Raw genomic sequence first — 24,203 nt, 5'->3', positions numbered from 1 at the left:
ACCCGCCTGGGGGTGAATACCCGCACTATTGCGCGACGGTGATCCTGACGTCGCCCGCGGTCTTGTGCGCGGCGTCGGAATTCGACGCGGTCCAGCCGCGGTCGGAGGTCTCCGCCGCCCACTCGTGGTTCCCGAAGGAGACCTTCTCCACCTTCAGTTCATGAGCGTGCGCCACCGCCCACTGGGCCAGCTCCCAGCCCCGCCGGCTCTCGTCGCCGCGCGCCTCGTTCCCCGCCTGGGCCGACGGCACGGACACCGTGCGCCGGGCCGGACCCCCGCCCCGCGCACCGTTCTTGGCGTCCTGCGCGGCCTTGTCCCGCGGGTCCGCGGGCGTCTCGGTGGTCCGCGGCGCCACATCGGCCCCGAACTCGCGCACCAGCCGCTGCCGCACCTTCGCCGGGTCGCCCCCGGAGACCGTCCCCGCGGCGACCGGGGTGACGCAGGTCAGCGCCCCGGCGTGGCGGCCGGTCAGCGCGCCGGCCAGCAGCGCGGCGTCCGCCTCGTGCTTGGCGTACGCCTGCGGGAAGCCGCTCTTCTGCACTTTCTGCGCGGCCACCGTGAGGGGCAGTCGGGAATAGCCGTGGATCTTCACCAGGCCGTCGAAGAATTCGTTGGAGGCGTAGACCGGGTCCATGATCTGCGCGGCCGTGCCCCAGCCCTGCGAAGGGCGCTGCTGGAACAGTCCGACCGAGTCGCGGTCGCCGTGGTCGAGATTGCGCAGCGCCGACTCCTGCATGGAGGTGGCCAGCGCTATCGTCACCGCCCGCTCCGGCAGCCCGCGCGAGGTCGCCACCGCGGCGATCGTCGAGGCGTTCGCCGCCTGCTGCGGCTCCAGGGTGAGGCTGCCCGCCTGCGTGGTCACCGTGCACGCCGGATGGCGCGGACCGCCGCCGACCCCGGCCAGGTGGTACGCGGCGTAGCCCGCGACCCCCAGCAGGACCAGGCCTGCGGTGACCAGACGGGCTGCGCGCCCCCGCCTGCGGGGGGCGCGTGCGGCGGGTGTCGAGGTCGACGGTGGCTTCGGCACGCGCACACCGTACCGAAGCCCGCTGTGCCGGGGCCCCGACCCGCCCCCCGGTAGGGTCGGCGGCATGGAACGGCCCGTGCTCGATCTCAGTCAGGACGCCGCCGCCGTGACGGCGCAGCTCGTCGACATCCCCTCCGTCAGCCTCGCCGAGAAACCGCTGGCGGACGCCGTGGAGAGCGCCCTGCGCGCCCTGCCGCACCTGACGGTGGACCGGGACGGGGACGCGGTCGTCGCCCGCACGCGGCTGGGCCGGGCCGAGCGGGTCGTGCTCGCCGGGCACCTGGACACCGTGCCGATCGCCGAGAACGTGCCGTCCCGCCTCGACGAGGACGGCGTCCTGTGGGGCTGCGGCACCTCCGACATGAAGTCCGGGGTCGCCGTCCAGCTGCGGCTCGCCGCCACCCTCACCGCTCCCAACCGCGACCTGACCTTCGTCTTCTACGACGCCGAGGAGATCGCGGCGGAGCACAACGGGCTCAAGCGGCTCGCCGAGAACCACCCGGAATGGCTCGCCGGCGACTTCGCCGTCCTGCTGGAGCCCACCGACGCCAAGGTGGAGGGCGGCTGCCAGGGCACCCTGCGGGTCCGCGTGGAGACCACCGGCCGCCGCGCCCACTCCGCGCGCAGCTGGCTGGGCGAGAACGCCATCCACAAGGCCGCGCCCGTGCTGGCCCGGCTCGCCGCCTACGAGCCCCGGCAGGCGGCCGTCGACGGCCTCGTCTACCGCGAGGGGCTCAACGCGGTCATGATCGAGGGCGGTCACGCCGGCAACGTGATCCCCGACTCCTGCGCGGTGATCGTCAACTTCCGCTTCGCCCCGGACCGTTCCGAGGCCGAGGCGTTCGACCACGTCCGCGAGGTCTTCGAGGGCTACGAGGTGCGGCTCACGGACAGCGCCCCCGGCGCCCTGCCGGGCCTGTCCCACCCGGCGGCGGCCGCCTTCGTCGAGGCCATCGGCACCGAGCCCGCGCCCAAGGAGGCCTGGACCGACGTGGCCCGCTTCTCCGTGCTGGGCGTTCCCGCGGTCAACTACGGTCCCGGCGACCCCCGGCTCGCCCACACCCGCGAGGAGCACGTCGCCGTCGCCGCCGTCCTGGAGGCGGAGGAGAAGCTGCGTGCCTGGCTCTCGTAACGAGCAATTCAGCGGCGCGTTCTTGATCCGCCCGGCGGACACGGTCGTACCCTGACCGGACGGCAGCGAAAGGAGCGCGACATGGACACTGACGCGGAGGAGGCGGCCGCCGCCGAGACAGCCGCGGCGGAGGGCCGCCCCACGGGGCGCGGCTGGCCCGAGCGCCACACCGGGCCCGTCGTACGGCGCCGGGGCCAGGTGCAGAAGTCCACGACCGACCAGCGGCTGCTGGACACCCGTGGACCCTCCGACTGGGTTCACGGCGACCCGTGGCGTGTGATGCGCATCCAGTCGGAGTTCGTCGAGGGCTTCGGCGCGCTCGCCGAACTCGGCAAGGCGGTCAGCGTCTTCGGCTCCGCCCGTACCGCCGAGGGCTCGGCCGACTACGAGACCGGGGTCCGCATCGGCCGCGCCCTGGCCGAGGCGGGCTTCGCCGTCATCACCGGGGGCGGCCCGGGCGCCATGGAGGCGGCCAACCGGGGCGCCTGCGAGGCCGGCGGGGTCTCGGTGGGCCTGGGCATCGAGCTGCCCTTCGAGCAGGGGCTCAACCCCTACGTCGACATCGGCGTGAACTTCCGGTACTTCTTCGTCCGCAAGACGATGTTCGTGAAGTACGCCTCCGGCTTCATCGTGCTGCCGGGCGGCTTCGGCACCCTCGACGAGCTCTTCGAGGCCCTCACGCTGGTCCAGACCCGCAAGGTCACGCAGTTCCCCATCGTCCTGTTCGGCTCCGCCTACTGGCGCGGCCTGGTCGACTGGGTCCGCGACACCGTCGTGGACGGCGGCAAGGCGTCCCCCGTCGACCTGGAACTCCTCCACGTCACGGACGACGTCGACGAGGCGGTCGCCCTGGTGACCAAGGAGACCGGCGACTGACAGGCCCTACGCCAGCCCCCGCCGGGCGACCGCCGGGGGCCGGTGTCCCGCGATCGAGGCCACCATGTCCAGCACCTGACGCGTCTCGGCGACCTCGTGCACCCGGTACACCTGGGCGCCGAGCCACGCCGAGACGGCGGTCGTCGCCAGGGTGCCGATCAGCCGCTCCTTGACGGGGCGGTCCAGGGTCTCGCCCACGAAGTCCTTGTTGGACAGCGAGACCAGCACCGGCCAGCCCGTGGCCGTCATCTCCGGCAGCCGCCGCGTCGCCTCCAGCGAGTGCCGGGTGTTCTTCCCGAAGTCGTGGCCGGGGTCGATGAGGATGGCGTCGCGCCGCACCCCGAGCGCGGCCGCCCGCTCGGCGAGGTCCACCGTCACCTTCAGGATGTCGGCCATCACGTCCTCGTAGCCCACCCGGTGCGGCCGCGTCCGCGGCCGCGCGCCGCCCGCGTGGGTGCACACCAGGCCGACGCCGTGCTTCGCGGCGACCTCGGCCAGCCGTGGGTCGACGCCGCCCCAGGCGTCGTTGAGCAGGTCCGCGCCCACCTCGCAGACGGCCTCACCGACCTCGTGGCGCCAGGTGTCGACACTGATCACCACGTCGGGGTGGCGCCGGCGCACCTCGGCGACGAAACCCACGGTCCTGCGGATCTCCTCCTGCGCCGAGACCTCCTCGCCGGGGCCCGCCTTCACCCCGCCGACGTCGATGATCGCGGCGCCCTCCGCGACCGCGCGCTCGACGCGTTCGAGGGCCGGTGCGTCGGTGAACGTGGCGCCCTGGTCGTAGAACGAGTCCGGCGTCCGGTTCACGATCGCCATGATCACGGGTTCGTGCCCGCCGAATTCCCGTGTGCCCAGCCGCAGCATGTCGCGCTCCCTCGAAATGTCGTACGCCGATCGAAGATAGTCGCCGACCGCACACCGCAGGCGCGGCGCGACGTGGCACGATCGTGGCGTATACGTCGCGCCGACCCCGGGAGAGGTCTTGTTCTGGTTCATTCTCATCGCGTTGGTCGCGGTGGTCGCCGCGGTCGCCCTCGCGGTGCTCGGCGACAGCGGGGTGCTCCGCGACGTGGAGCCGGACCGGGTGGACGACAGGCTGCCGCCGGAGCGGCCGGTGGGCCGTGCGGACGTCGAGCGGCTGCGCCTGCCGGTGACCGTGCGCGGCTACCGCATGCTGGACGTCGACGACGTGCTGGAGCGCCTCGGCGCGGAACTGGCCCAGCGCGACGCCCACATCGCCGACCTGGAGGCCGCGCTGGCCGGCGCCCACGCCACCCGGCTCGGCGGCCACTCGCTGGTCAAGGACGCCGAGCAGGCCCCGCGGCCGCCCGAGGACCCGCGCGGCCCCGGGGGCGGGCTGTGAGCGACGGCGGCGCGGTGACCGGGCCGGACGGCCTGGCGCGCTGCCCGTGGGGGCTGTCCACGGACGACTACGTCCAGTACCACGACACCGAATGGGGCCGCCCGGTGCACGGCGAGGCGGCCCTGTACGAGCGGCTGAGCCTGGAGGCCTTCCAGTCGGGCCTGTCCTGGATCACGATCCTGCGGCGCCGCGAGGGCTTCCGGAAGGCCTTCGCTGACTTCTCCCCGGAGGCGGTCGCCGCCTTCACCGACGAGGACCGGGAGCGCCTGCTCGCCGACCCCGGCATCATCCGCAACCGAGCGAAGATCGACGCCGCCATCGCCAACGCGCACGCCACCCTGGCGCTGCGCGAGGGGTACGAGGGCGGCCTGGACGCCCTGATCTGGTCGTACGCGCCGGACCCCGCCGGACGTCCGGCACCCCGCACGGTCGCGGACGTGCCGGCCGTCACGGCGGAGTCCACCGCGCTGGCCAAGGACCTCAAGAAGCGCGGCTTCCGCTTCGTCGGCCCCACCACCGCCTACGCGCTGATGCAGGCCTGCGGCCTGGTGGACGACCACCTGGCCGACTGCTGCGCCCGTCGCTGAGCGCCCCGGCCGCGCCTCCGCAGCCCCGGCTCAGCGGCCGAGGAAGCGGGGCTTCTCCTTCTTCAGGAAGGCCTCGACGGCGATCCGGTGGTCCTCGGAGGCGCCGGCGGCCGTCTGCAGCTCGTCCTCCTTTGCCAGGGTGTCGAGCAGTGAGTGGCCCTCGCCGTAGGCGAGCGAGGCCTTGACCGCCGCGTAGGCCACCGTCGGGCCCTCGGCGAGCCGGCGGGCGACCGAGGCGGCCTCGGCGGCCAGCTCGCCGGCCGGGACCAGGCGGTTGGCGATACCCAGCTCGTACGCCTCCTGCGCGCCGAGCGTGCGCGGGAAGAGCAGCAGGTCGGCGGCGCGGCTGCGGCCGACCAGCCGGGGCAGCGTCCAGGAGGCCCCGGAGTCGGCGGTCAGGGCGACGCCGACGAAGGAGGTGTTGAAGGCGGCCGTGTCGGCCACCACGCGGTAGTCGCAGGCGAAGGCGAAGCCCGCGCCGGCGCCCGCGGCGACCCCGTTGACCCCCGCCACGACCGGCTTGGGCATGGTCGCGATCGCGGTGACGATCGGGTTGTAGTGCTCCCGCACCGTGGACATGGCCGGCCCGCCGCCCTCCTCCTGGAGGAACCCGACGTGCTCCTTGAGGTCCTGGCCGACGCAGAAGGCCTTGCCGTTCGCGGTCAGCAGCACGGCCCGCACCGCGGGGTCGGCGCCCGCCGCCTGGAGGGCGTCCCGCAGCGCGACCTTGGTGTCGACGTTCAGTGAGTTCATCACCTCGGGGCGGTTCAGGGTGATGGTGGCGAGCCCGTCGCTCACCTCGTACAGCACGGTGTCGGCCATGTGGTCCCCTTCGTCGCGGCTCACGTTCGGGGTCAGCATGCCGGAGATCGCCGGGTGCGGACATGTGACCTCCGTCAAACGCGCCCGAGAGTGCGATCACCGAAATGGACGGTTTTGCGGGACAGGGTTCTCGAACGGATGGGAACCGATGTTGGTCATCGGGTCACCCGATGCGGGATAATGGCTGAGAACCAATGTGTTCGAGTCCGGTGGCGCCTGGGCCACCGTGTGCGAAGAGCTGGTTTCAGGAAGGGGAACGAGCATGGCGGCCATGAAGCCGCGGACGGGTGATGGCCCGCTCGAGGTGACCAAGGAGGGGCGGAGCATCATCATGCGCGTTCCGCTCGAGGGCGGCGGACGGCTTGTCGTCGAGCTGACTCCGGACGAGGCGGATGCACTCGGCGAGGCTTTGAAGAAGGCCATCGCCTGAACCGGCCAATCCAAGCCTTGGGCCCCTGGCGTCATGCGCCGGGGGCCCACTTGTTTGTCCGTTCGGGCGCCGCTCCGGAAACGGGTGCATTCCGGGCGGGGGAATTCTCAGCCGCGCCGTACCGCGCAGAGCAGACCGTCGTCGGTGGGCAGCAGGACGGGGGCGAGGGCCGCGTTGTCCCGTACCGTCCGCATCAGCTCGCGCAGCCGGATGACCTCCGGCTCGGAGTGGGCGGCGTCCATGGAGCGGCCCTGCGCGAAGGCCCCCTCGAAGCAGACCAGCCCCCCGGGACGCAGCAGGCGCAACGATTCGCCCAGATAGTCCGGGTACTCCAGCCGGTCCCCGTCGCAGAACACCAGGTCGTAGCCGCCGTCGGCGAGCCGGGGCAGGACGTCCAGCGCCCGCCCGGGGATGAAGCGGGCGCGGTTCCCCGCGAACCCCGCCTCCCGGTAGGCGGTGCGGGCGAGCTGCTGGCGGTCGGGCTCGGTGTCGACGGTGGTCAGCACGCCGTCGGGGCGCATGCCGTGCAGCAGGTGGATGCCGGAGACCCCGGCACCGGTACCGATCTCCACGACCGCCTTGGCGTCCGTGGCGGCGGCCAGCAGCCGCAGCGCGGCGCCGGTGCCGGGGGAGACCGGGCGCACGCCTGCCTCACGAGCTCGCCCGCGGGCTCGTATCAGCGCGTCGTCCTCGGCGACGAAGGCGTCCGCGAACGCCCAGCTCGCCTGCCGGTTGCCGGTAATTGCCCTCTCCTGTCCGCCTGACGGTTGCAGCCCGCCCGGCGACTGTATCCGTTGCGGTCGGGAACCCGCAGATGGGACCGCGCGTTGGTATCTGCGACGGACCTGAACGACAGGGGCCGGGAGCGATGCGCCCGGCATTTATCCGGAGCTAACGGGCGAGGTGGCTATGGTAGGGGCTCTACTGGACACCACCAGAGCCGACAGGGGAGGTGCGGCTGCGGCGGGTCACCGGGGAGTGCTGTCGCGCTTCCGCAGGGCGGCCGGCGAGCCGAAATCCGTGACCGATACAGCTGACGACCGTCCGCGCACCGACGAGTCCGCGACTGTGGCCGCCAATGCGACCTTCGCCACCGACCGGGACAACCAGGCGTGGACTCCCCCTTCCTGGGAGGAGATCGTCAGTACGCACAGCGCCCGGGTCTACCGCCTCGCGTACCGCCTCACCGGTAACCAGCACGACGCCGAGGACCTCACGCAGGAGGTCTTCGTCCGGGTCTTCCGCTCGCTGTCGACGTACACCCCCGGCACCTTCGAGGGCTGGCTGCACCGCATCACCACCAACCTCTTCCTCGACATGGTCCGCCGGCGGCAGCGCATCCGCTTCGACGCCCTCGGCGACGACGCCGCCGAGCGGCTGCCGAGCCGCGAGCCGTCCCCGGCGCAGCACTTCGCCGACACCCACTTCGACGCGGACATCCAGCAGGCGCTGGACACCCTCGCCCCGGAGTTCCGCGCGGCCGTCGTGCTCTGTGACATCGAGGGGCTCTCCTACGAGGAGATCGCCGCGACGCTCGGCGTGAAGCTGGGCACCGTGCGCAGCCGTATCCACCGCGGTCGTTCGCATCTGCGCAAGGCGCTGGAGCACCGCGCGCCGGCCGCCCGTCCGGGCCGCGCGCCCGTCCTGGCCACCGGCCGGCCGGCCCTGGAGGGCGGGAGCACGTGAGCAACGGTGTCAGCCGGCACCTCACGTGTGCCGACCAGCACTTGGGTGACCATCTCGCCGCCTTCGTCGACGGCGAGCTGCACGACGACGCCCGCGACCGGGTGCTGGCCCACCTGGCGACCTGCGCCGACTGCAAGTCCGCGGCCGACGAGCAGCGCCGGATGAAGGACGTGGTGGCCGCCACCGCGCCGCCCGCGCTCTCGGCGGGCCTGCTCGCCCGCCTCCAGGAGTTGCCCGGGGGTGACGGCGACGGCGGAAGGGGACCCTTCGGCGACGGCGGACTGATGGAGACGGCCAGCCTCGGCGGTGAGCGCCTCGGCGACGGCCTGTTCGGGAAGGCGCGCGAGGAGTTCTCGCTGCCGCTGTCCGCCTCCGCGTCCCGCGGCTTCCGGATCCACGAGAGCGGCCGCTCAGGCGCCGCGGTCGCGCCCGTCGGCCCCGCCCCGTCCGTCGCCGCGGTCCGCGGCCGGCGCCGTTTCGCGTTCGCCGCGGCCGGCGCGGTCTCCATGGCGGCCATCGCGCTCGGCGGCGCCCTGCCGCTGGACGCAGCGGTCGACGGAGCCGGCGGCAGCCCGCTCTCCCGCAGCGGTGCGGGTGCCCCCACGACGCCGTTCACCGGTGGTACGGCCCGCGCGGCCGCCGACGTGTGGAGCACCGCCACCAGCGACCTGCTGCACCCCGTCTCGGGCGGCATGCACCCGTACGGCGTCGGCGCGCCCGACGGCCGCGGGCCCGGCGGCACCGTGACCCGGCCACTGGGCCTGTCCGCCGACGAGCGGTCGATCGCCGCCCCGGCCGCGTCCGCCGTCCCAGGGGTGACCCCGGCACCCGCCCTGGCCCCGCCGTCGACGGCGGCCCCGTCCGCCTCCCCCGAGGCGACGAGCGGCACCGCGGCCTCCCCGATCGCGCCCGTTCCGCTCGACTCGGTCGTCCCCCTGGTCGGCCACTTCCCCGTGACCCGCTGAGCGGTCGGCTGCGGGCGGCGCCGACTCCTGGTTCAATCCAGGGAGGACTGGTCGTCGTAGGGGAGCACCGTGGACGAGGGGAAGGCCGAAGGGCCGAAGTGGTGGAGCCGGCCGGAGACGGTCACGCCGGTTCCCCCTGAGCCGCAGGACCGGCCCGCCCCGGACGCGCCCGAGGCACCCGCCGGGCCCTCCGCCGAAGCGGCCCCGCGGCACGCCCCGGACCCGTACGACACCCCGCCGTACGGCGAGCCCGGCCCCTGGGCGCCCGCGCCGCCCGTGCAGCACCCCGCCGGCGCGGCCCCGCCGCACCACCCCGCGGCCCCGCCGCACCACCCCGCGCCCATGCCCCCGCCGCCGCTGTCGGTCGGCCAGTGGCAGCGTTACGACCCCTGGGCGCCTCCGGGCGGCACCACCGGCCCGCAGCGGCCCACCCCCCAGCCGACGGGCAGCCGGCGCGCCCCTCTGGCGGCCGCCCTGGTCGCCGTCACCCTGATCGCCGGCGGCATCGGCGGGGCGCTGGGCGCCTACGTCCACGACAGCGGCGGCGCGCCGGACGTGACCCTGCCGCAGGCCACCGCGTCGGCCGGCACCCGGGCCCCGGACAGCATCGCGGGCATCGCCGCCCAGGTGCTGCCCGGCGTCGTCTACATCCACGTCAAGGGCGACGACGGGGAGGGCACCGGCACCGGCTTCGTGCTGGACGGCGAGGGCCACATCCTCACCAACAACCACGTGGTGGAGGGCGTCGCCAAGGGCGGCACCATCTCGGTGACCTTCAACGGCGGCCAGGTGAAGCCCGCCACCATCGTGGGCCGGGACACCGGCTACGACCTGGCGGTCATCAAGGTCAACGGCGTCAAGGGGCTCCATCCGCTGACCCTCGGCGACTCCGACGCCGCCCAGGTCGGCGACCCGGTCGTGGCCATCGGTGCCCCGTACGGCCTGGAGGGGACCGTCACCTCCGGCATCATCAGCGCCACCCAGCGCCCGATCACCGCCGGCGGGGAGACCAACAGCAACGACGTCAGCTACGTCGACGCCATCCAGACCGACGCCCCGATCAACCCCGGAAACTCCGGCGGCCCGCTGGTCGACGCCAAGGGCCTGGTCATTGGGATCAACAGCGCCATCCGCTCGGCGGACAGCGGCACCGACCCCTTCGGCAACGGCAGCCAGGGCGGGAGCATCGGCCTCGGCTTCGCCATCCCCGTCAACCAGGCCAAGCGGGTCGCCGAGCAGCTGATCAACGACGGCGAGGCCACCCACCCGGTGATCGGCGTCAGCATCAACCTGCAGTACTCCGGGGACGGCGCCCAGGTCAGCCCCGAGGGCCAGGGCGAGGGGGACTCGGTGACCCCGAACGGCCCGGGCGCCAAGGCGGGCATCGAACCGGGCGATGTGATCACCGCCATCGACGGCAAGCGGGTGCACAACGGCGAGGAGCTGATCGTGCGGATCCGCGCCCACCGGCCCGGCGACACGCTGCAGCTGACCGTGAAGCGGGACGGCAAGGAGCGCGCCGTGGAACTGACCCTCGGCTCGGCAGCCGGCGGGAGCTGAGCCCGGCGAATTCGGGATTTACCGGGGCGCGGCCTACTGTTGACCCTGCCCACTCCCGTGCAGACGGTTGGGGCAGGTACGGTGAGATCCGCCGGATTCCGTCCATCGGCCGAGGACCACGAGGAGCTGCACGGTGTTTTCAGACATAGGCGCGCTGGAGGTCGTCGCGCTCGTGATCCTTGCCGTGCTCGTGTTCGGGCCGGACAAGCTGCCCAAGGTCATCAAGGACGTGATGCAGTTCGTCCGCAAGGTGCGGGAGTTCTCGGACAGCGCCAAGGCCGACATCCGCAGCGAGCTGGGTCCGGAGTTCAAGGACTTCGAGTTCGAGGACCTGAATCCCAAGAACTTCGTCCGCAAGCAGCTGCTGGACAACGACGAGCTGGGCCTGAAGGAGATCCGCAACGGATTCGACTTCAAGGAGGAGATGTCGTCGGTCACCGACGCCGTGCACGGCCGTGACAGCGGCACCGGCGCGGCTTCGTCGGGCTCCTCGGGCACCCCGGACCGGCTGCGCAAGCGTGACGGCCTGACGCCCGGCGAGGCCCCGCCGTTCGATTCCGACGCCACCTGATCCGGGGGCCTGCCCCGATCACGCAGCGCGAGTGGCTATTCTCCCTTTGTTTGCCCTTATGGAGGAGGCGCCGCGCGTATGGAGACCACAGCTGATCCGGCGGATCGTATGGCCGACGGCTATCTCAAGGCCGACTTCCCCTGGTACGGGCTGGACGAGGCGTTCAGCGGGGACCGCTGGCTCGCCCCGGTCGGCATGAACGCCGACGGCACGGTCGAGCACGGCTCGACCGGCCACGGCGACGAACCGTCCGTCAAGGTCGAGCCCACCCCCGACAACCGCCGCTTCGTGGTGGTCGTCACGGTCGCCGAGCGCCCGGTCCGGCGCAGCTCGGACGGTACCGGCGTGCTGGAGGCCACCTCGGTCGCCACGGCCGCCTGGCTGGCGGGTTCGGGGCTGCTGTCCTGCACCTGGCCCACCCAGATGGAGCGGCACCTGCGGCAGAACTGGCTCGACCAGCAGACCGCCATCGCCTGGGACCTCGCGGACAGCCTCGAGGGCCCCGGCTGGTCGGCGCTCACCCTGCCGGTGGACGGCGTCCCCACGCCCTTCCACTACCGGGAGTCGGAGTACGGCTGGGTGATGGCCGGATCGGCGCGCGGGGTGCACCTGGGTGCCTTCGGGCGCGGGACGAGCGCCTACGGCCTCGGCCTGGCCCAGGTGAAGGACATCACCGCGTACCGGCCGTGAGAGACGGCTCAGGGGCGCCTCCCGGCCTGGGAGGCGCCCCTGAGGTGTTCCCGGGGCCGCTCGCGTCCGGCCCGCCGGACGAACGCGCCCGGATCAGAACTTGTTGCGCGGGGTGATACCGAGCGACAGGCCGGCCAGGCCGCGCTGGCGCCCGCCGAGCTTGCCCGCGATGCCCCGCAGCGCCGAGCCGGCCGGGGACTGCGGGTCGGTGAGGACGACCGGGCGGCCGTCGTCGCCGCCCTCGCGCAGCCGCACGTCGATGGGGATCTGGCCGAGCACCGGCACGGTGGCCCCGGTGGTGCGGGTCAGGCCCTCGGCGACGCGCTCGCCGCCGCCGGTGCCGAAGACGTCGACCATCTCGCCGCAGTGCGGGCAGGGCAGCCCGGACATGTTCTCGATGACACCGACGATCTTCTGGTGGGTCTGCACGGCGATGGTGCCCGCGCGCTCGGCGACCTCGGCCGCCGCCTGCTGGGGCGTGGTGACCACGAGGATCTCGGCGTTCGGGACGAGCTGCGCGACGGAGATCGCGATGTCGCCGGTGCCGGGCGGCAGGTCGAGCAGCAGCACGTCCAGGTCGCCCCAGTACACGTCGGCGAGGAACTGCTGCAGCGCGCGGTGGAGCATCGGCCCGCGCCACACCACCGGGGCGTTGCCCGGGGTGAACATGCCGATGGAGATGACCTTCACGCCGTTGGCCGAGGGCGGCATGATCATGTTCTCGACCTGGGTCGGACGGCCGTCCGCGCCCAGCATCCGCGGCACGCTGTGGCCGTAGATGTCGGCGTCGACGACACCGACCTTCAGGCCGTCGGCGGCCATCGCGGCGGCCAGGTTCACCGTCACCGAGGACTTGCCGACGCCGCCCTTGCCGGAGGCGACCGCGTACACCCGGGTCAGCGAACCGGGCTTGGCGAACGGGATCTCCCGCTCCGCCTGGCCGCCGCGCAGCGAGGTGGTCAGCTCCCGGCGCTGCTCGTCGCTCATCACGTCCAGCTCGACGCTCACCCCGGTGACCCCGGGGACCTTCGCGACGGCGGTGGTCACCAGGTTGGTGATGGTGTCCCGCAGCGGGCAGCCCGAAACCGTCAGGTACACGGCAACCCGCACGGCGCCGTCGTCCGCGATGTCGACCGATTTGACCATGCCGAGGTCGGTGATCGGCTTGTGGATCTCGGGGTCGTTCACCGTCGCGAGCGCGGCGCGCACCGCGTCGGGCGAGGGGGAGGAGCCGTACGCATCGGTAGCCATGCGTCGATGGTACGTCCCGCACCGTGCCCGCAGGACCCCCGGTGGGCGGGTTCACACCCGCCCCGGCCGGGACCGCGGCGGTCACTCCGCCTCGGCCCGCTGCCGCTCGTCGATGTCCTTCATCAGGTCCTGCAGTTCCGAGCGGATCCAGTCGCGCGTGGCGACCTCGCCCAGGCCCAGCCGCAGCGCGGCCACCTCGCGGGTCAGGTACTCGGTGTCGGCGATGCTGCGGTCGTTCGCCTTGCGGTCCTGCTCCAGGTTGACCCGGTCGCGGTCGTCCTGCCGGTTCTGCGCCAGCAGGATCAGCGGGGCGGCGTAGGAGGCCTGCAGCGACAGCATCAGGGTGAGGAAGATGAAGGGGTACGAGTCCCAGCGCAGATGGCGCGGCGCCAGCGCGTTCCACGCCACCCACGCAATGATCACCACCGTCATCCAGACGATGAAGCGGCCGGTCCCCAGGAAGCGGGCGATCTTCTCCGACAGCCGCCCGAAGGCCTCCGGGTCGTAGGAGGGCAGGAGGCTGATCCGCCGCACCCGCGGCTGGTCGAGGCGGATGCGGGGGCGCTCGTCGCTCACTGGTCCGCCTCGTTCAGCTCCGCCTCGTGCAACTCCGTCTCGCGCCAGTCCTCCGGCAGCAGGTGGTCCAGGACGTCGTCGACGGTGACGGCGCCCAGCAGCGAGCCGCTGTCGTCGACGACCGGCACGGACACCATGTTGTACGTGGCGAGGAAGCTGGTCACCGCCGGCAGCGGGGTGTCCGGCGCCAGCGGCTGCAGATCGCTGTCGAGGAGCGCGCTGACGAGGGTGAACGGGGGGTCGCGCAGCAGCCGCTGGAAGTGCACCGTGCCCAGGTACTTGCCGGTCGGGGTCTCGTCCGGCGGGCGGCAGACGTACACCTGGGCGGCGAGCGCGGGGGACAGGTCCGGGTTGCGGACCCGCGCCAGGGCGTCGGCGACGGTGGCGTCGGGGCGCAGCACGATCGGCTCGGTGGTCATCAGACCGCCGGCGGTGCGCTCCTCGTACGACATCAGCCGCCGCATGTCGGCCGCCTCGTGCGGCTCCATCAGCCCGAGCAGCCGTTCCTGCTCCTCCACGGGCAGCTCGGCCAGCAGGTCGGCGGCGTCGTCCGGGTCCATCGCCTCCAGCACGTCGGCGGCCCGCTCCTGCTTCAGCTTGCCGAGGATCTCCACCTGGTCGTCGTCCGGCAGCTCCTCCAGGACGTCGGCGAGCCGGTCGTCGTCGAGGGCGGCGGCGACCTCGGCGCGGCGCTTGGGGGACAGATGGTGCAGGACGTTCGCCAGGTCGGCGGCGCGCAACTGGTCGAAGGTGGCGAGCAGCGCCTCCGCGCCCTGCGCGTGCTCGTCCAGCGAGAAACCGGTGACCGCCGACCACTCCACGGTCAGTGTCAGGCCGCTGCGCCGCAGCGGGCCGCCCTTGCCGCGGCGGACGAACGCCTTGTCGATCTCCCAGTCCCGGCGCGCGGCCAGCCGCACCATGGACACGTCCAGCACGGTCACGTCCTCGCCGGTCTCGACGAGCGTCACCCGGCGGTCGAGCAGCTCTCCGAGGACCAGGGTCTCGGTCGGGCGCTGCTCGAAGCGCTGCATGTTGACGACACCGGTGGTGATCACCTGGCCGGACTCCACCCCCGTCACCCGCGTGATCGGCAGGAAGATCCGGCGCCGGCTGACGACCTCCACCACCAGTCCCAGCACACGCGGGGGCCGGCCCCCGACCCGCAGCATCACGACCACGTCCCGGACCCGGCCGACCTGGTCGCCGTTGGGATCGAAGACCCGCACCCCGGACAGGTGCGAGACGAAGACCCGGGAGGTTCCCGCTGGCATGCCGCCAGGCTAACGCCGCCCCCGAGGACAGGGCGCGCGGTAATGCTCCACGGGGGCTTCGCACGGCGTTCACAGCGGTTCACCCGGCCAGCGGTACGCTGCGGTGGCTTCGGCTCCGCTTCGCCGCTCCCCTCGTGTGACGGGCGCGCACCACCGCAGGAGGAAGAGAACACGTGATTCTCGGCCGCAGGTCGTCCGTCCTCGTGAGCCTTCTGGGCGCGGCCCTCCTCCTCGCCGGAGCGACAGGGTGCGCGGGCGATCCGGACGCGGGGACCAACGGGGTCGGCAAGCTGCCGGCCGAGACCATCGAGAAGCGTGCCCGCACCGCCGCCGACGCGGCCGACACCGTGCGGCTGACCGGCACCGTCGTCAGCAGGGGCCTCACCTACACGCTCGACATGCGGCTGCGCGGCAACGGCGGCCTGGGCGAGGTCACCTCCAAGGGCAGCACTTTCGAACTACTGCGGGTGGGCGACGACCTCTACCTCAAGGCGGGCGCCGGTTTCTACGGCGACCAGGTCGGCGCCAAGCTCAAGAACAAGTACGTCAAGGTGCCCGCCGCGGACCCCGCGTACGACCAGTTCAGCGGCTTCACCGACAAGGAGGTGCTGCTGGAGGGCCTGTTCGTGCTGCGCGGCGCGCTCACCGTCGGGGACCACCGCACGGTCGGCGGCGTCCGCACCATCGCCGTCTCCGCGGACGGCGGAGACGGAGGCACGATCGACGTGTCCCTGGAGGGCAAGCCGTACCCGCTGCGCTACGAACGCGCGGGCGGCGCGGGCACGTTGACCATGGACGACTGGGGCAAGGACTTCACGCTGCGCGCGCCGGACGAGGACGACGTCGTCGACTACGGCAAGACCGTCACCCAGTAGGGGGCGACGGGGCTCAGGCCTTCCTGCGGCGCCGCAGCAGCAGCTTCGGCAGGCCCGCCGGGATGGGGCGGCGGGTGATCGCGGCCGTCGGCACCGGGGCCGCCGCGCCGCGGCCGTCCGGCATCGCGCCGGGGCGTTCCAGGAGGTCGCCGGCGGGCTCCAGCCGCAGCACGCGGCACTCGCGGGCCCAGCGCAGGGTCATCGTCGCGGCGTCCGGCGCGTTGAGCCGCTTGCCCTTGAGCTCCTCCACCGCGGCCGTCCACGCCTCGCCGTCCGGGCGCAGCTCGGTGACCCGGACCGGGAAGACGACCAGCCGGCCGCCCTTGTCCTTGCTGCGGACGGTGACCGTGGCGGTGCCGCCGTCGGTGAGTCCCGGCCCGGGCAGCGGCTGCTCGCCGGGGCCGCCGCCGACGACCACCACGGCACCGTCGACCCAGGCGTGCCACAGGGCCTGACCGTCGGCCCAGAGCAGACCGGACTTCTTCACGGCCTCCTCGATCAGGGCCTGGTCCAGCTGCGGCTGCGTCACGGTGTCCGTCATGCGTCCCACCCTATGGCGTGGCCCGCGCCGGGCGCCGCCGTGGTTCCGCACACATGCTGAGACGACAGGAGCTCTGGGCCAGTACGGGCCTTACGCTAAGGGGGTCACCGTCCCGCCCTGCCCGAGGAGACCCCGCGTGTCCGCCGCGCCGCCCGCCAGAACCATGCCCGCCGTACCGAAGGCGGACGCCGAGTCCGGCGTGGCCCCGCACGCGAAGGCACCCCTGGACTTCGCGCTCCTGGCGGTCGCCATCGCCGGTGTCTCCCTGTCCGCGCCGCTGATCGCGGCGACCGCCGCGCCCGCGCTGGCCATCGCCTTCTGGCGGAACGCCATGGCCGTCGGGGTGCTGAGCCCCTTCGCCTGGCTGCGGCACCGGCGGGAGCTGCGGGGGATGGGACGTCGGGCGTTCTGGCTGTCGATCGCGTCCGGCCTGGTGCTGGCGCTGCACTTCGGGCTGTGGCTGCCGAGCGTGACCATGACCTCGGTCGCGTCCTCGACGGCGCTGGCCACGACGACGCCGGTGTGGACCACCCTGATCCTGTTCCTGCGTGGCCACCGGCCGCCGCGGATGGTCTGGCTGGGCTCCGCGCTGGCGGTCGCCGGCGTGGTGCTGCTGACGGGCGTCGACCTGTCGCTGTCACCGCGCGCCCTGGCCGGGGACGCCCTGGCGCTGGGCGGCGGCATCGCGGCGGCGGGGTACGTCCTGCTCGGCGCGGAGGTGCGACGGACCGTCAGCACGACCGCGTACACCTACGTCTGCTACTCCACCACGGCCGTGGCCCTGCTGGCCGCCTGCCTGGCCTCGGGCTCGGCGCTCGGCGGCTACGACGGCGGCACCTGGGCGAAGCTCATCGCCCTGACCGCGGCCGCGCAGCTGCTCGGGCACAGTCTGCTCAACCGCGTGGTGCGCGGGCTCGGGGCGTCGACCACGTCCACCGCGATCCTGCTGGAGACGCCGGGCGCCGCCCTGGTGGCGGCGGTCTGGCTGGGCCAGACCCCGCCCGCGGCGGCCTACCCGGCGCTCGCGGTGATCCTCGCGGGGCTGGCCCTGGTGATCATGGCGGACCGCAGGAAGGCCGGTTAGGGCCCGCCCTACAGCCAGCCGTTGCGGCGCAGGATGCGGTGGATGGCGAAGCAGATCCCGCCGATGGCGACCAGCACCATCGGGTAGCCGAACCTCCAGCGCAGCTCGGGCATGTAGTCGAAGTTCATCCCGTAGACACCGCAGATCATGGTCGGGACGGCGATGATCGCCGCCCACGAGGTGATCTTGCGCATGTCCTCGTTCTGCGCGACGGCCGCCTGGGCGAGGTTGGCCTGCAGGATCGAGTTGAGCAGGTCGTCGAAGCCGACGACCATCTCGTGGACGCGGGCGACGTGGTCGGCGACGTCCCGGAAGTACTTCTGGATCTCCGGGTCGACCACGCGCATCGGCCGCTCGCTGAGCATCTGCATCGGGCGCAGCAGCGGGGAGACCGCCCGCTTGAACTCCAGCACCTCGCGCTTGAGCTGGTAGATGCGCCCGGCGTCGGTGGCACGCGGTGACTTGCCCTGGGCGGAGAAGACGTCGATCTCCACCTCGTCGATGTCGTCCTGGACGGCCTCGCTGACCGCCAGGTAGTCGTCGACGACCTGGTCGGCGATGGCGTGCAGCACCGCGGAGGGGCCCTTGGCGAGCAGCTCGGGGTCGTCCTCGAGGCGGTGCCGCAGGGCGCGCAGCGAGCCGTGGCCGCCGTGCCGGACGGTGATGACGAAGTGCCGGCCGGTGAAGACCATCACCTCGCCGCTCTCCACCACCTCGCTGGTGGCGGTGAGTTCGGCGTGCTCGACGTAGCGGATGGTCTTGAAGACCATGAAGAGCGTGTCGTCGTAACGCTCCAGCTTGGGCCGCTGGTGGGCGTGGACGGCGTCCTCCACGGCCAGCGGGTGCAGCCCGAACACCTCGGCGATCTCCGCGAACTCCCGCTCCGACGGCTCGTGCAGGCCGATCCAGACGAAGCCCTCGTCGCCGCCGCACACCTTCTCCAGGGCCTCGCGCGGTGAGATGTGGTCGCTGCCGCGGCGCCCGTCCCGGTAGACGGCGCAGTCCACGACCGAGCTCGGCGTGGCCGACGAGGTGCGGGAGCGGTCCGGGCCGTAGTCGTATGACGTGCTGCTCTTGCGCAGGGCGGGGCGGACGACTGCGCGCAGGTCGCGGATCATCGACATGGCAAGCTCCTTCACGGACTGGCCGGGCTGAAATGCGGATCAGGGCAGGGGTGATCACCGTTGATCACTGCGCAGTTCAGGGAGCTCTTCCGGAAGCGGCAGGGTGACCCGGACAGGTCTCGGGAGCGGGCACGCGGTGATGTCACGCGATCGCGCTCGCGGAAATTTCCGGGATTCCCCGGCGGTTCCGTGGTTCTTTGGTTTCACGCCCGGACGACCGGGTACGGAACGCTGGGGATCAGGAGGGTTGCCGGGCGGAAGAGCTGCCGGTACTGCACGGTCGACTAGGATCCATTGCAGCCCCACCTCCTCCGGCCGATCCCCGCTGGGGGAAAGACGTGTACGCCTCAAGGGGCGTAGCCGACGGCCCACCTTATCAGGCGGCCCTGGAGCGAAACCGCGGCTTTGCACGTTCCATACGCGCTCTATGCTCACTCCATGGTCGACGTACTGGGGTTGGTGGAGACGCGGCTGCGCATGGCCTTCGGCGAACCGGACGCCCGCGCCGCGGTCACCTTCCTGGGCACCGAGCGGATCGAGGTGCTGCGTTTCCGCGACGGTGAGCTGCTGCGCTACGCGACCCTCGGCATGTCGCGCGCGCCGATGAACGACCCCGTCACCGTCGTCGCGGACCCGGTGCGCGGCCCGCGCGCGGAACTCGTGCTCACCCTGCGCGGCGGGCGCGGCGCCGACACCGACAAGGTCCTGCGGCCGCTCGCCGTGCTGGCCGCCAGTCCCCAGGTCGAGGGCGTCGTCGTCACGCCGGGGAACTCGCTGGACGTGGGCGAACCGCTGTGGCCCGGGGCGGCGTTCTCGGCCGTCCTGGTCGCCGAGCCCGGCGGTCTCGTGGAGGACCTGGAACTCGACGACCCGATGGACCCGGTCCGCTTCTTCCCGCTGCTGCCGATGACGGCGAACGAGGCCGCCTGGAAGCGGGTGCGGGGCGCCGGGGCGCTCCAGGAGCGCTGGCTGCAGGCCGGGACCGACCTGCGTGACCCCCTGCGCGCCGCGGTCGGGCTGACGGACTGAGCCCCGGGGGCCCGTGACAGCCCCTCAGGCGGGCCCGGCGGGCCCTCCGCCGGCCGGGGAGTGGCCGGTGGGGGAGGTGTGCCGTACGACGGCGCCACGCGCCGAACTCGGACGGGTGATCGTCCTTGACGCGGGCACGCCGCCGGAGGACCGTGGGGCGTTATGAGGGGCGAACCCAGTTGCCCGAAGTGCGGTGGCCGGGTCCGGGCGCCCGGACTCTTCGCCGACTCCTGGCAGTGCGACGAGCACGGCGCCGTGTACCCGTTGCAGCCTGTCGTCCCGCCGAGTGTGGAAGCCCTCGGCGTGGTGGTGAGCCGGTCGCGCGTCCCGGTGTGGATGCCCTGGCCGCTGCCCGTCGGCTGGCTGTTCACCGGGGTCGCGTCCGCGGGGGACGACCGCAGCGGCGGGCGGGCCACGGCGGTGGCGTGCTCGGGTCCGGGGCCGCTCGGCGGGCAGGGCGAGATGGTGCTGGTGGCGGAGGAGCTCGGGGTCGGGCTCGGGGCGAGGTTCGCCGGGATCCCGGGGCCCGACCCCGGACCGGCGATGTGCCTCGGCAAGCCGCCGGCCGCCAAGGTGATCGCGGCGGGGCGGCCGACCGGCCTGTGGCACGTGAACGGGACGCCACCGGACCGCGCGGTCTTCGCGGGGGAGTCGTTCGGGCTCTGGCTGTGGGCGATCGTGTGGCCGGAGGAGTCGGGCCTGCTCATGTACGACGAGCTGATACTGACCGATCTGCGCGAGGCCGGCGCCGAAGTCGATCTCGTACCGTGCGGGGCGCTCTCCCCTCGCTTGCTCTCCTGAGATTCAGAGGTTGGCCGGGCAGTTATCCTGGTAATCGCAACCCCTGAATCCGTCCGAGCACCGAGCGCCTGGAGTGACCTGAGTGCGAATCGACCTGCACGCCCACTCCACGGCCTCCGACGGCACGGACACCCCCGCAGAGCTGGTCCGCGCCGCGGGCGCGGCCGGGCTGGACGTCGTCGCCCTCACCGACCACGACACGGTCGGCGGCCACGCCGAGGCCGAGAAGGCGCTGGCCGAACTGCGCGCCGCGGGCGCCCCGGCCCCCGTCCTGGTCACCGGCGCCGAACTGTCCTGCCGCATCGACGGGGTGAGCCTGCACATGCTCGCCTACCTCTTCGACCCGCAGGAACCGGAGCTCCACCGGGAGCGCGAGCTCGTACGCGACGACCGGCTGCCCCGCGCGCAGGCCATGGTCGCCCGGCTCCGCGAGCACGGCGTGCCGGTGACCTGGGACCGCGTGGCCGAGATCGCCGGCGACGGTGCCGTGGGCCGGCCGCACATCGCCCAGGCGCTCATCGAGGCGGGGCTGGTGGACAGCATCGCCGAGGCGTTCACACCCGAGTGGATCGGGCCGGGCGGCCGCGCCTACGCCGAGAAGCACGAACTCGACCCCTTCGAGGCGGTCCGGCTCGTGAGGAACGCGGGCGGGGTGACGGTCTTCGCCCATCCCGCCGCCGTCAAGCGCGGCACCTGCGTGCCCGAGAGCGTCATCCACGAGCTGGCCGCGGCCGGGCTGGACGGCATCGAGGTGGACCACATGGACCACGACGAGCCCACCCGCGCCCACCTGCGCGCCCTCGCCTCGGAGCTGGGACTGCTCACCACCGGGTCCAGCGACTACCACGGCACCCGCAAGACCGTCCGGCTCGGCGAGTACACGACCGACCCCGAGGTCTACCGGGAGATCGTCCGCCGGGCCACCGGCGCGGCGCCCATCGTCCCGTGACCGCCCGACGCTTCCGACCTTTTCCCCCTGCCCCTGTAACCGCACCACCGCTAGGCCCATGGATCTCTTCTCCCTCACCCTGTTCGGCTCGGTCTTCGTCACACTCTTCGTGATCATGGACCCGCCCGGGATCACCCCGATCTTCCTCGCCCTCACCTCCGGCCGCGCGGCCAAGGTCCAGCGCCGCATGGCCTGGCAGGCCGCCGCCGTCGCGCTGGGCGTCATCACCGTCTTCGGCATCTGCGGCCAGCAGATCCTCGACTACCTGCACGTCTCGGTGCCGGCCCTGATGATCGCCGGCGGCCTGCTCCTGCTGCTCATCGCCCTCGACCTGCTCACCGGCAAGGCGGACGAGCCCACCCAGACCAAGGACGTCAACGTCGCGCTGGTGCCGCTGGGCATGCCCCTGCTCGCCGGACCGGGAGCGATCGTCACGGTGATCCTCGCGGTGCAGCGCGCGCACGGTCTCGGGCAGCAGCTGTCGGTGTGGATCGCCATCGCCGCGATGCACGTGGTGCTCTGGCTGACGATGCGTTACTCGCTGGTGATCATCCGTCTGATCAAGGACGGCGGCGTGGTGCTGGTCACCCGGCTCTCCGGCATGCTGCTCTCGGCGATCGCGGTGCAGCAGGTCGCCAACGGGGTCTTCGGCTTCATCCGCGGCGAGGGCTGACGGCCCGTCGGCGGAATCCGGACGCGACAAGGGCCCCGTACCGTGGTGTACGGGGCCCTTCGCGTTCATGGCGTACGGCCGTGCGGCCGCGCCGGGGTGACGGAGCCTTACTGGGCGGGGCGGATGTAGATGCGCTGGCCGATCGCGGCGGCCTGCTGGACGATCTGGTCGACGGAGGCGGCGTCCACGACCGTGCAGTCGACGGCACGGCCGTCCTGGTCGTTGAGGCGCATGATCTCGAAGCGCATGGTGTTCACGGCTTCTCCCTTCGCGTCCGGGCACTCCTCCATTGGAGTACGGGGCTGCTTCGCAGCCGTTACCTGCCGGGGTCATTCATGTACCAACAACAGTTGCCCCGACGAAAACCTTCCCTGTCCTAAAGAAAATTTTTCCCACGCATCTACTGGCGGGTAGCCACCGGTACCGGCGGTCCTGGTTCCGGTTGTGTGTGCGGACGGAAGCGCCGGACAATGTGATCTCTATGAACGACGACGCCCTTTCCGCCATCGCCGCCGGCATCGAGCGCACGAACGAGCTCCTGCAGCGGGTGCTCGCCGAGGTCGCCACGACCCCGGCGACCCACGCCGTGTTCGTCGACGCCGGGTACGTGTACGCCGCGGCCGGTCGCCTCGTCGCCGGCACCGAGGACCGAAGGGCCTTCGAACTCGACGCCGAGGGCATCATCGAGGCCTTCATCGACCGGGCCCGCACCCTCTTCGCCGACAGCCGCCTGCTGCGGGTCTACTGGTACGACGGGGCCCGCCGCCGCATCCACACCGCGGAACAGGAACGCATCGCCGAGCTCCCCGACGTCAAGGTCCGGCTCGGCAACCTCAACGCCAGCCGCCAGCAGAAGGGCGTCGACTCCCTGATCCGCAGCGACCTGGAGTCACTGGCCCGGCACCGCGCCATCAGCGACGCCGTCCTCATCGGCGGCGACGAGGACCTGGTGTCCGCGGTCGAGGCCGCCCAGGGCTACGGCGCCCGCGTCCACCTGTGGGGCATCGAGGCCGCCGACGGCCGCAACCAGGCCGACCCGCTGCTGTGGGAGGTCGACAGCCTGCGCACCCTCGACCTGGACTTCTGCAAGTCGTACATCACCCGGCGCACGACCCCCGTCTACGGCGACGCACCGATCCCCACCGGTCCCATCCCGAGCCGCGAGGACGTGCACTTCGTCGGGGCCCGGGTCGCCTCGCAGTGGCTGGCGACCCGCGGCCGCGACTCCCTGGCCGAGCTGCTGCCAGGCCACCCGTACCTGCCGCCGGCCTTCGACCAGGAACTCCTCGTCGAGGCCGAGGGCATGCTCAACATCTCGCTGCGCGGCCACGCCGACCTGCGGCGCGTGCTGCGCGACGGCTTCTGGGAGCACCTCCAGGCGCGCCTGTAGACCGGGCTCAGGCCCCGGGTCCGGCGCCGTCCCAGAAGTCGGCGAGGGCCCGCGCGGTGGGGGCCGGCCGCTCGGCGTTGGGGGAGTGCTCGGCCCCCTCGACGACCACCCGGCGCGCCCCGAGGCGCTCGGCCATCGCGTCCAGCCACGGGACGGGCCACGCGTAGTCCACCGCGCCCGAGAGCACCAGCTTCGGCAGCGGCACCGCCGCTAGCTCCGCCACCCGGTCCGGCTCGTCGATCAGCTGCCGGCCGGTGACGATCAGCTGCTCGGGCACCGTCGCCAGCCAGCGGCGGTGCAGGAACTCCTCGACCGGGCCCGCGGCGTTCGCCGTGCCCTCGAGGTCCTCGGCGTCCAGCTCGCGCATCGCGTGCCACACGCTCTCCATGTCCATCGCCGACAGGGCCTCCACCAGCAGCTTCGTACGGGCCTGCTGCGCCGCTTCGATGGCGGCCGGGCCGGAGCTCATGAGGGTCAGGGACGCCCAGGGCAGGGCGGCGCCCTCGTCGTGCGCGGCCAGGACGGCGGCGCGGACGACCAGGCCGCCCATCGAGTGCCCCAGCAGATGCACCGGCTCGCCGGCCGCGGTGGCCAGCGCGGCGGTCTGCGCGACCACGTCGGCGGCCAGTTCTCCTTGCGCGTACGCCGCCTCGTCCCGCGGGCCGGGCGACTGGTGCTGGCCCCGGCCGTCCACGGCGACCGTGCGGTAGCCGGCGGCCGCCAGCGGTTCCAGCAGCGCGAGGAAGTCCTCCTTGCTGCCGGTGAACCCGGGCACCAGCAGAGCGGTGCCGCGCCGCGGCGTGCCGGCCGGCGGGAGGGCGTCCAGCACGGCGAAGACGCCGCGGGCCGTCTCCAGGGGGTACGCGGTGGCGTTCTCGGGCAGCGTCAGGAAGGGCGGTCGGCTCATGGGGCGAGGCTAGCCGGGCC

General features: G+C 72.9%; 28 protein-coding genes. 17 read left to right on the top strand and 11 right to left on the bottom strand.

Annotated features, from left to right (window positions below; all coding sequences use genetic code 11):
* Positions 1-25: 25 nt before the first annotated feature.
* Entirely contained in the window at positions 26-1,027 is a 1,002-nt protein-coding gene (locus tag CHF15_RS14195) for a heavy metal transporter (RefSeq protein WP_089224125.1), read from the bottom strand.
* 64 nt (positions 1,028-1,091) lie between these two features.
* Between CHF15_RS14195 and dapE the strand changes: the two genes are divergently transcribed.
* On the top strand, positions 1,092-2,159 hold the full coding sequence (dapE, locus tag CHF15_RS14190; protein ID WP_089224124.1) for a succinyl-diaminopimelate desuccinylase: 1,068 nt from the start codon (positions 1,092-1,094) through the stop codon (positions 2,157-2,159).
* Positions 2,160-2,240: 81 nt separating this feature from the next.
* On the top strand, positions 2,241-3,035 hold the full coding sequence (locus CHF15_RS14185; RefSeq protein WP_089224123.1) for an LOG family protein: 795 nt from the start codon (positions 2,241-2,243) through the stop codon (positions 3,033-3,035).
* Between the two features lie 6 nt (positions 3,036-3,041).
* On the opposite strand, the gene folP is transcribed toward CHF15_RS14185, so the two are convergent.
* On the bottom strand, positions 3,042-3,902 hold the full coding sequence (folP, locus tag CHF15_RS14180) for a dihydropteroate synthase (protein ID WP_089224122.1): 861 nt from the start codon (positions 3,900-3,902) through the stop codon (positions 3,042-3,044).
* A gap of 118 nt (positions 3,903-4,020) precedes the next feature.
* Between folP and CHF15_RS14175 the strand changes: the two genes are divergently transcribed.
* Both CHF15_RS14175 and CHF15_RS14170 read left to right on the top strand, forming a co-directional pair.
* Positions 4,021-4,401: a cell division protein DivIVA gene (locus tag CHF15_RS14175; protein ID WP_089224121.1), complete on the top strand. Its 381-nt coding sequence runs from the start codon at positions 4,021-4,023 to the stop codon at positions 4,399-4,401.
* On the top strand, positions 4,398-4,988 hold the full coding sequence (locus tag CHF15_RS14170) for a DNA-3-methyladenine glycosylase I (RefSeq protein ID WP_089224120.1): 591 nt from the start codon (positions 4,398-4,400) through the stop codon (positions 4,986-4,988). Before CHF15_RS14175 ends, CHF15_RS14170 begins: the two co-directional genes overlap by 4 nt.
* A 30-nt stretch (positions 4,989-5,018) precedes the next feature.
* On the opposite strand, the gene chcB is transcribed toward CHF15_RS14170, so the two are convergent.
* A complete protein-coding gene (gene chcB / locus CHF15_RS14165; RefSeq protein ID WP_089224440.1) occupies positions 5,019-5,810 on the bottom strand; it encodes a 2-cyclohexenylcarbonyl CoA isomerase in 792 nt (263 codons plus the stop codon).
* A gap of 262 nt (positions 5,811-6,072) precedes the next feature.
* Between chcB and CHF15_RS14160 the strand changes: the two genes are divergently transcribed.
* Positions 6,073-6,240 (top strand): DUF3117 domain-containing protein, encoded by a 168-nt coding sequence (locus CHF15_RS14160; protein ID WP_018561471.1) that lies wholly within the window; start codon positions 6,073-6,075, stop codon positions 6,238-6,240.
* 107 nt (positions 6,241-6,347) lie between these two features.
* Here CHF15_RS14160 and CHF15_RS14155 read toward each other — a convergent pair whose 3' ends face one another.
* Positions 6,348-7,013 carry an O-methyltransferase gene (locus tag CHF15_RS14155; protein ID WP_026251436.1) on the bottom strand — a complete coding sequence of 222 codons (666 nt, stop codon included), beginning with the start codon at positions 7,011-7,013 and terminating at the stop codon, positions 6,348-6,350.
* A gap of 136 nt (positions 7,014-7,149) precedes the next feature.
* Here CHF15_RS14155 and sigE point away from each other — a divergent pair, with 136 nt between their 5' ends.
* The 5 genes from sigE to CHF15_RS14130 all read left to right on the top strand — a co-directional run bounded on the left by sigE (position 7,150) and on the right by CHF15_RS14130 (position 11,712).
* A complete protein-coding gene (gene sigE, locus CHF15_RS14150) occupies positions 7,150-7,926 on the top strand; it encodes an RNA polymerase sigma factor SigE (RefSeq protein ID WP_026251437.1) in 777 nt (258 codons plus the stop codon).
* Entirely contained in the window at positions 7,923-8,891 is a 969-nt protein-coding gene (locus CHF15_RS14145) for a zf-HC2 domain-containing protein (protein WP_089224119.1), read from the top strand. The genes sigE and CHF15_RS14145 overlap by 4 nt, the downstream gene beginning before the upstream one ends.
* Positions 8,892-8,960: 69 nt before the next feature.
* Positions 8,961-10,451, top strand: a complete 1,491-nt coding sequence (locus CHF15_RS14140) for a S1C family serine protease (RefSeq protein WP_089224118.1) — start codon at positions 8,961-8,963, stop codon at positions 10,449-10,451.
* A 133-nt stretch (positions 10,452-10,584) separates the two neighbouring features.
* On the top strand, positions 10,585-11,022 hold the full coding sequence (locus tag CHF15_RS14135; RefSeq protein WP_089224117.1) for a sec-independent translocase: 438 nt from the start codon (positions 10,585-10,587) through the stop codon (positions 11,020-11,022).
* 78 nt (positions 11,023-11,100) lie between these two features.
* Positions 11,101-11,712, top strand: coding sequence for a hypothetical protein (locus CHF15_RS14130; protein WP_245938821.1), 612 nt, complete (start codon positions 11,101-11,103; stop codon positions 11,710-11,712).
* A 93-nt stretch (positions 11,713-11,805) separates the two neighbouring features.
* Here the strand turns inward: CHF15_RS14130 and CHF15_RS14125 are convergent, their stop codons facing one another.
* The 3 genes from CHF15_RS14125 to CHF15_RS14115 all read right to left on the bottom strand — a co-directional run bounded on the left by CHF15_RS14125 (position 11,806) and on the right by CHF15_RS14115 (position 14,810).
* Positions 11,806-12,963 (bottom strand): Mrp/NBP35 family ATP-binding protein, encoded by a 1,158-nt coding sequence (locus CHF15_RS14125; RefSeq protein WP_089224115.1) that lies wholly within the window; start codon positions 12,961-12,963, stop codon positions 11,806-11,808.
* 81 nt (positions 12,964-13,044) lie between these two features.
* Positions 13,045-13,587 (bottom strand): DUF1003 domain-containing protein, encoded by a 543-nt coding sequence (locus tag CHF15_RS14120; protein WP_245938849.1) that lies wholly within the window; start codon positions 13,585-13,587, stop codon positions 13,045-13,047.
* Positions 13,536-14,810 carry a magnesium transporter MgtE N-terminal domain-containing protein gene (locus CHF15_RS14115; RefSeq protein WP_089224113.1) on the bottom strand — a complete coding sequence of 425 codons (1,275 nt, stop codon included), beginning with the start codon at positions 14,808-14,810 and terminating at the stop codon, positions 13,536-13,538. The genes CHF15_RS14120 and CHF15_RS14115 overlap by 52 nt, the downstream gene beginning before the upstream one ends.
* Positions 14,811-14,983: 173 nt before the next feature.
* On the opposite strand from CHF15_RS14115, the gene CHF15_RS14110 reads away from it, so the two are divergent.
* Positions 14,984-15,685: a hypothetical protein gene (locus CHF15_RS14110; RefSeq protein WP_089224112.1), complete on the top strand. Its 702-nt coding sequence runs from the start codon at positions 14,984-14,986 to the stop codon at positions 15,683-15,685.
* A gap of 13 nt (positions 15,686-15,698) precedes the next feature.
* Here CHF15_RS14110 and CHF15_RS14105 read toward each other — a convergent pair whose 3' ends face one another.
* The gene (locus CHF15_RS14105; protein ID WP_089224111.1) at positions 15,699-16,226 is read right to left on the bottom strand and encodes a hypothetical protein; all 528 of its coding nucleotides are present in this window, start codon (positions 16,224-16,226) and stop codon (positions 15,699-15,701) included.
* 163 nt (positions 16,227-16,389) lie between these two features.
* Between CHF15_RS14105 and CHF15_RS14100 the strand changes: the two genes are divergently transcribed.
* A complete protein-coding gene (locus CHF15_RS14100) occupies positions 16,390-17,310 on the top strand; it encodes a DMT family transporter (protein WP_375816845.1) in 921 nt (306 codons plus the stop codon).
* Between the two features lie 8 nt (positions 17,311-17,318).
* Here CHF15_RS14100 and CHF15_RS14095 read toward each other — a convergent pair whose 3' ends face one another.
* The gene (locus tag CHF15_RS14095) at positions 17,319-18,434 is read right to left on the bottom strand and encodes a magnesium and cobalt transport protein CorA (protein ID WP_089224109.1); all 1,116 of its coding nucleotides are present in this window, start codon (positions 18,432-18,434) and stop codon (positions 17,319-17,321) included.
* 438 nt (positions 18,435-18,872) lie between these two features.
* Here CHF15_RS14095 and CHF15_RS14090 point away from each other — a divergent pair, with 438 nt between their 5' ends.
* The 4 genes from CHF15_RS14090 to CHF15_RS14075 all read left to right on the top strand — a co-directional run bounded on the left by CHF15_RS14090 (position 18,873) and on the right by CHF15_RS14075 (position 21,886).
* On the top strand, positions 18,873-19,463 hold the full coding sequence (locus CHF15_RS14090) for a suppressor of fused domain protein (RefSeq protein WP_089224108.1): 591 nt from the start codon (positions 18,873-18,875) through the stop codon (positions 19,461-19,463).
* 162 nt (positions 19,464-19,625) lie between these two features.
* Positions 19,626-20,264, top strand: coding sequence for a DUF6758 family protein (locus CHF15_RS14085; protein WP_026251441.1), 639 nt, complete (start codon positions 19,626-19,628; stop codon positions 20,262-20,264).
* A gap of 82 nt (positions 20,265-20,346) precedes the next feature.
* The gene (locus tag CHF15_RS14080; protein ID WP_089224107.1) at positions 20,347-21,213 is read left to right on the top strand and encodes a PHP domain-containing protein; all 867 of its coding nucleotides are present in this window, start codon (positions 20,347-20,349) and stop codon (positions 21,211-21,213) included.
* Positions 21,214-21,271: 58 nt separating this feature from the next.
* On the top strand, positions 21,272-21,886 hold the full coding sequence (locus CHF15_RS14075; RefSeq protein WP_089224106.1) for a MarC family protein: 615 nt from the start codon (positions 21,272-21,274) through the stop codon (positions 21,884-21,886).
* A 107-nt stretch (positions 21,887-21,993) separates the two neighbouring features.
* Here CHF15_RS14075 and CHF15_RS44855 read toward each other — a convergent pair whose 3' ends face one another.
* Positions 21,994-22,143 carry a hypothetical protein gene (locus CHF15_RS44855; RefSeq protein ID WP_158689826.1) on the bottom strand — a complete coding sequence of 50 codons (150 nt, stop codon included), beginning with the start codon at positions 22,141-22,143 and terminating at the stop codon, positions 21,994-21,996.
* Between the two features lie 224 nt (positions 22,144-22,367).
* Here CHF15_RS44855 and CHF15_RS14065 point away from each other — a divergent pair, with 224 nt between their 5' ends.
* Positions 22,368-23,276: an NYN domain-containing protein gene (locus CHF15_RS14065; RefSeq protein ID WP_089224105.1), complete on the top strand. Its 909-nt coding sequence runs from the start codon at positions 22,368-22,370 to the stop codon at positions 23,274-23,276.
* 7 nt (positions 23,277-23,283) lie between these two features.
* Here the strand turns inward: CHF15_RS14065 and CHF15_RS14060 are convergent, their stop codons facing one another.
* A complete protein-coding gene (locus CHF15_RS14060; protein ID WP_089224104.1) occupies positions 23,284-24,183 on the bottom strand; it encodes an alpha/beta fold hydrolase in 900 nt (299 codons plus the stop codon).
* Positions 24,184-24,203: the final 20 nt, after the last annotated feature.

The organism is Actinacidiphila glaucinigra, from assembly GCF_900188405.1.
Classification (GTDB): Bacteria; Actinomycetota; Actinomycetes; order Streptomycetales; family Streptomycetaceae; genus Actinacidiphila; species Actinacidiphila glaucinigra.
The sequence above is the reverse complement of the archived record's forward strand: the minus strand, read 5'-3'. Positions and strand labels throughout refer to the sequence as shown.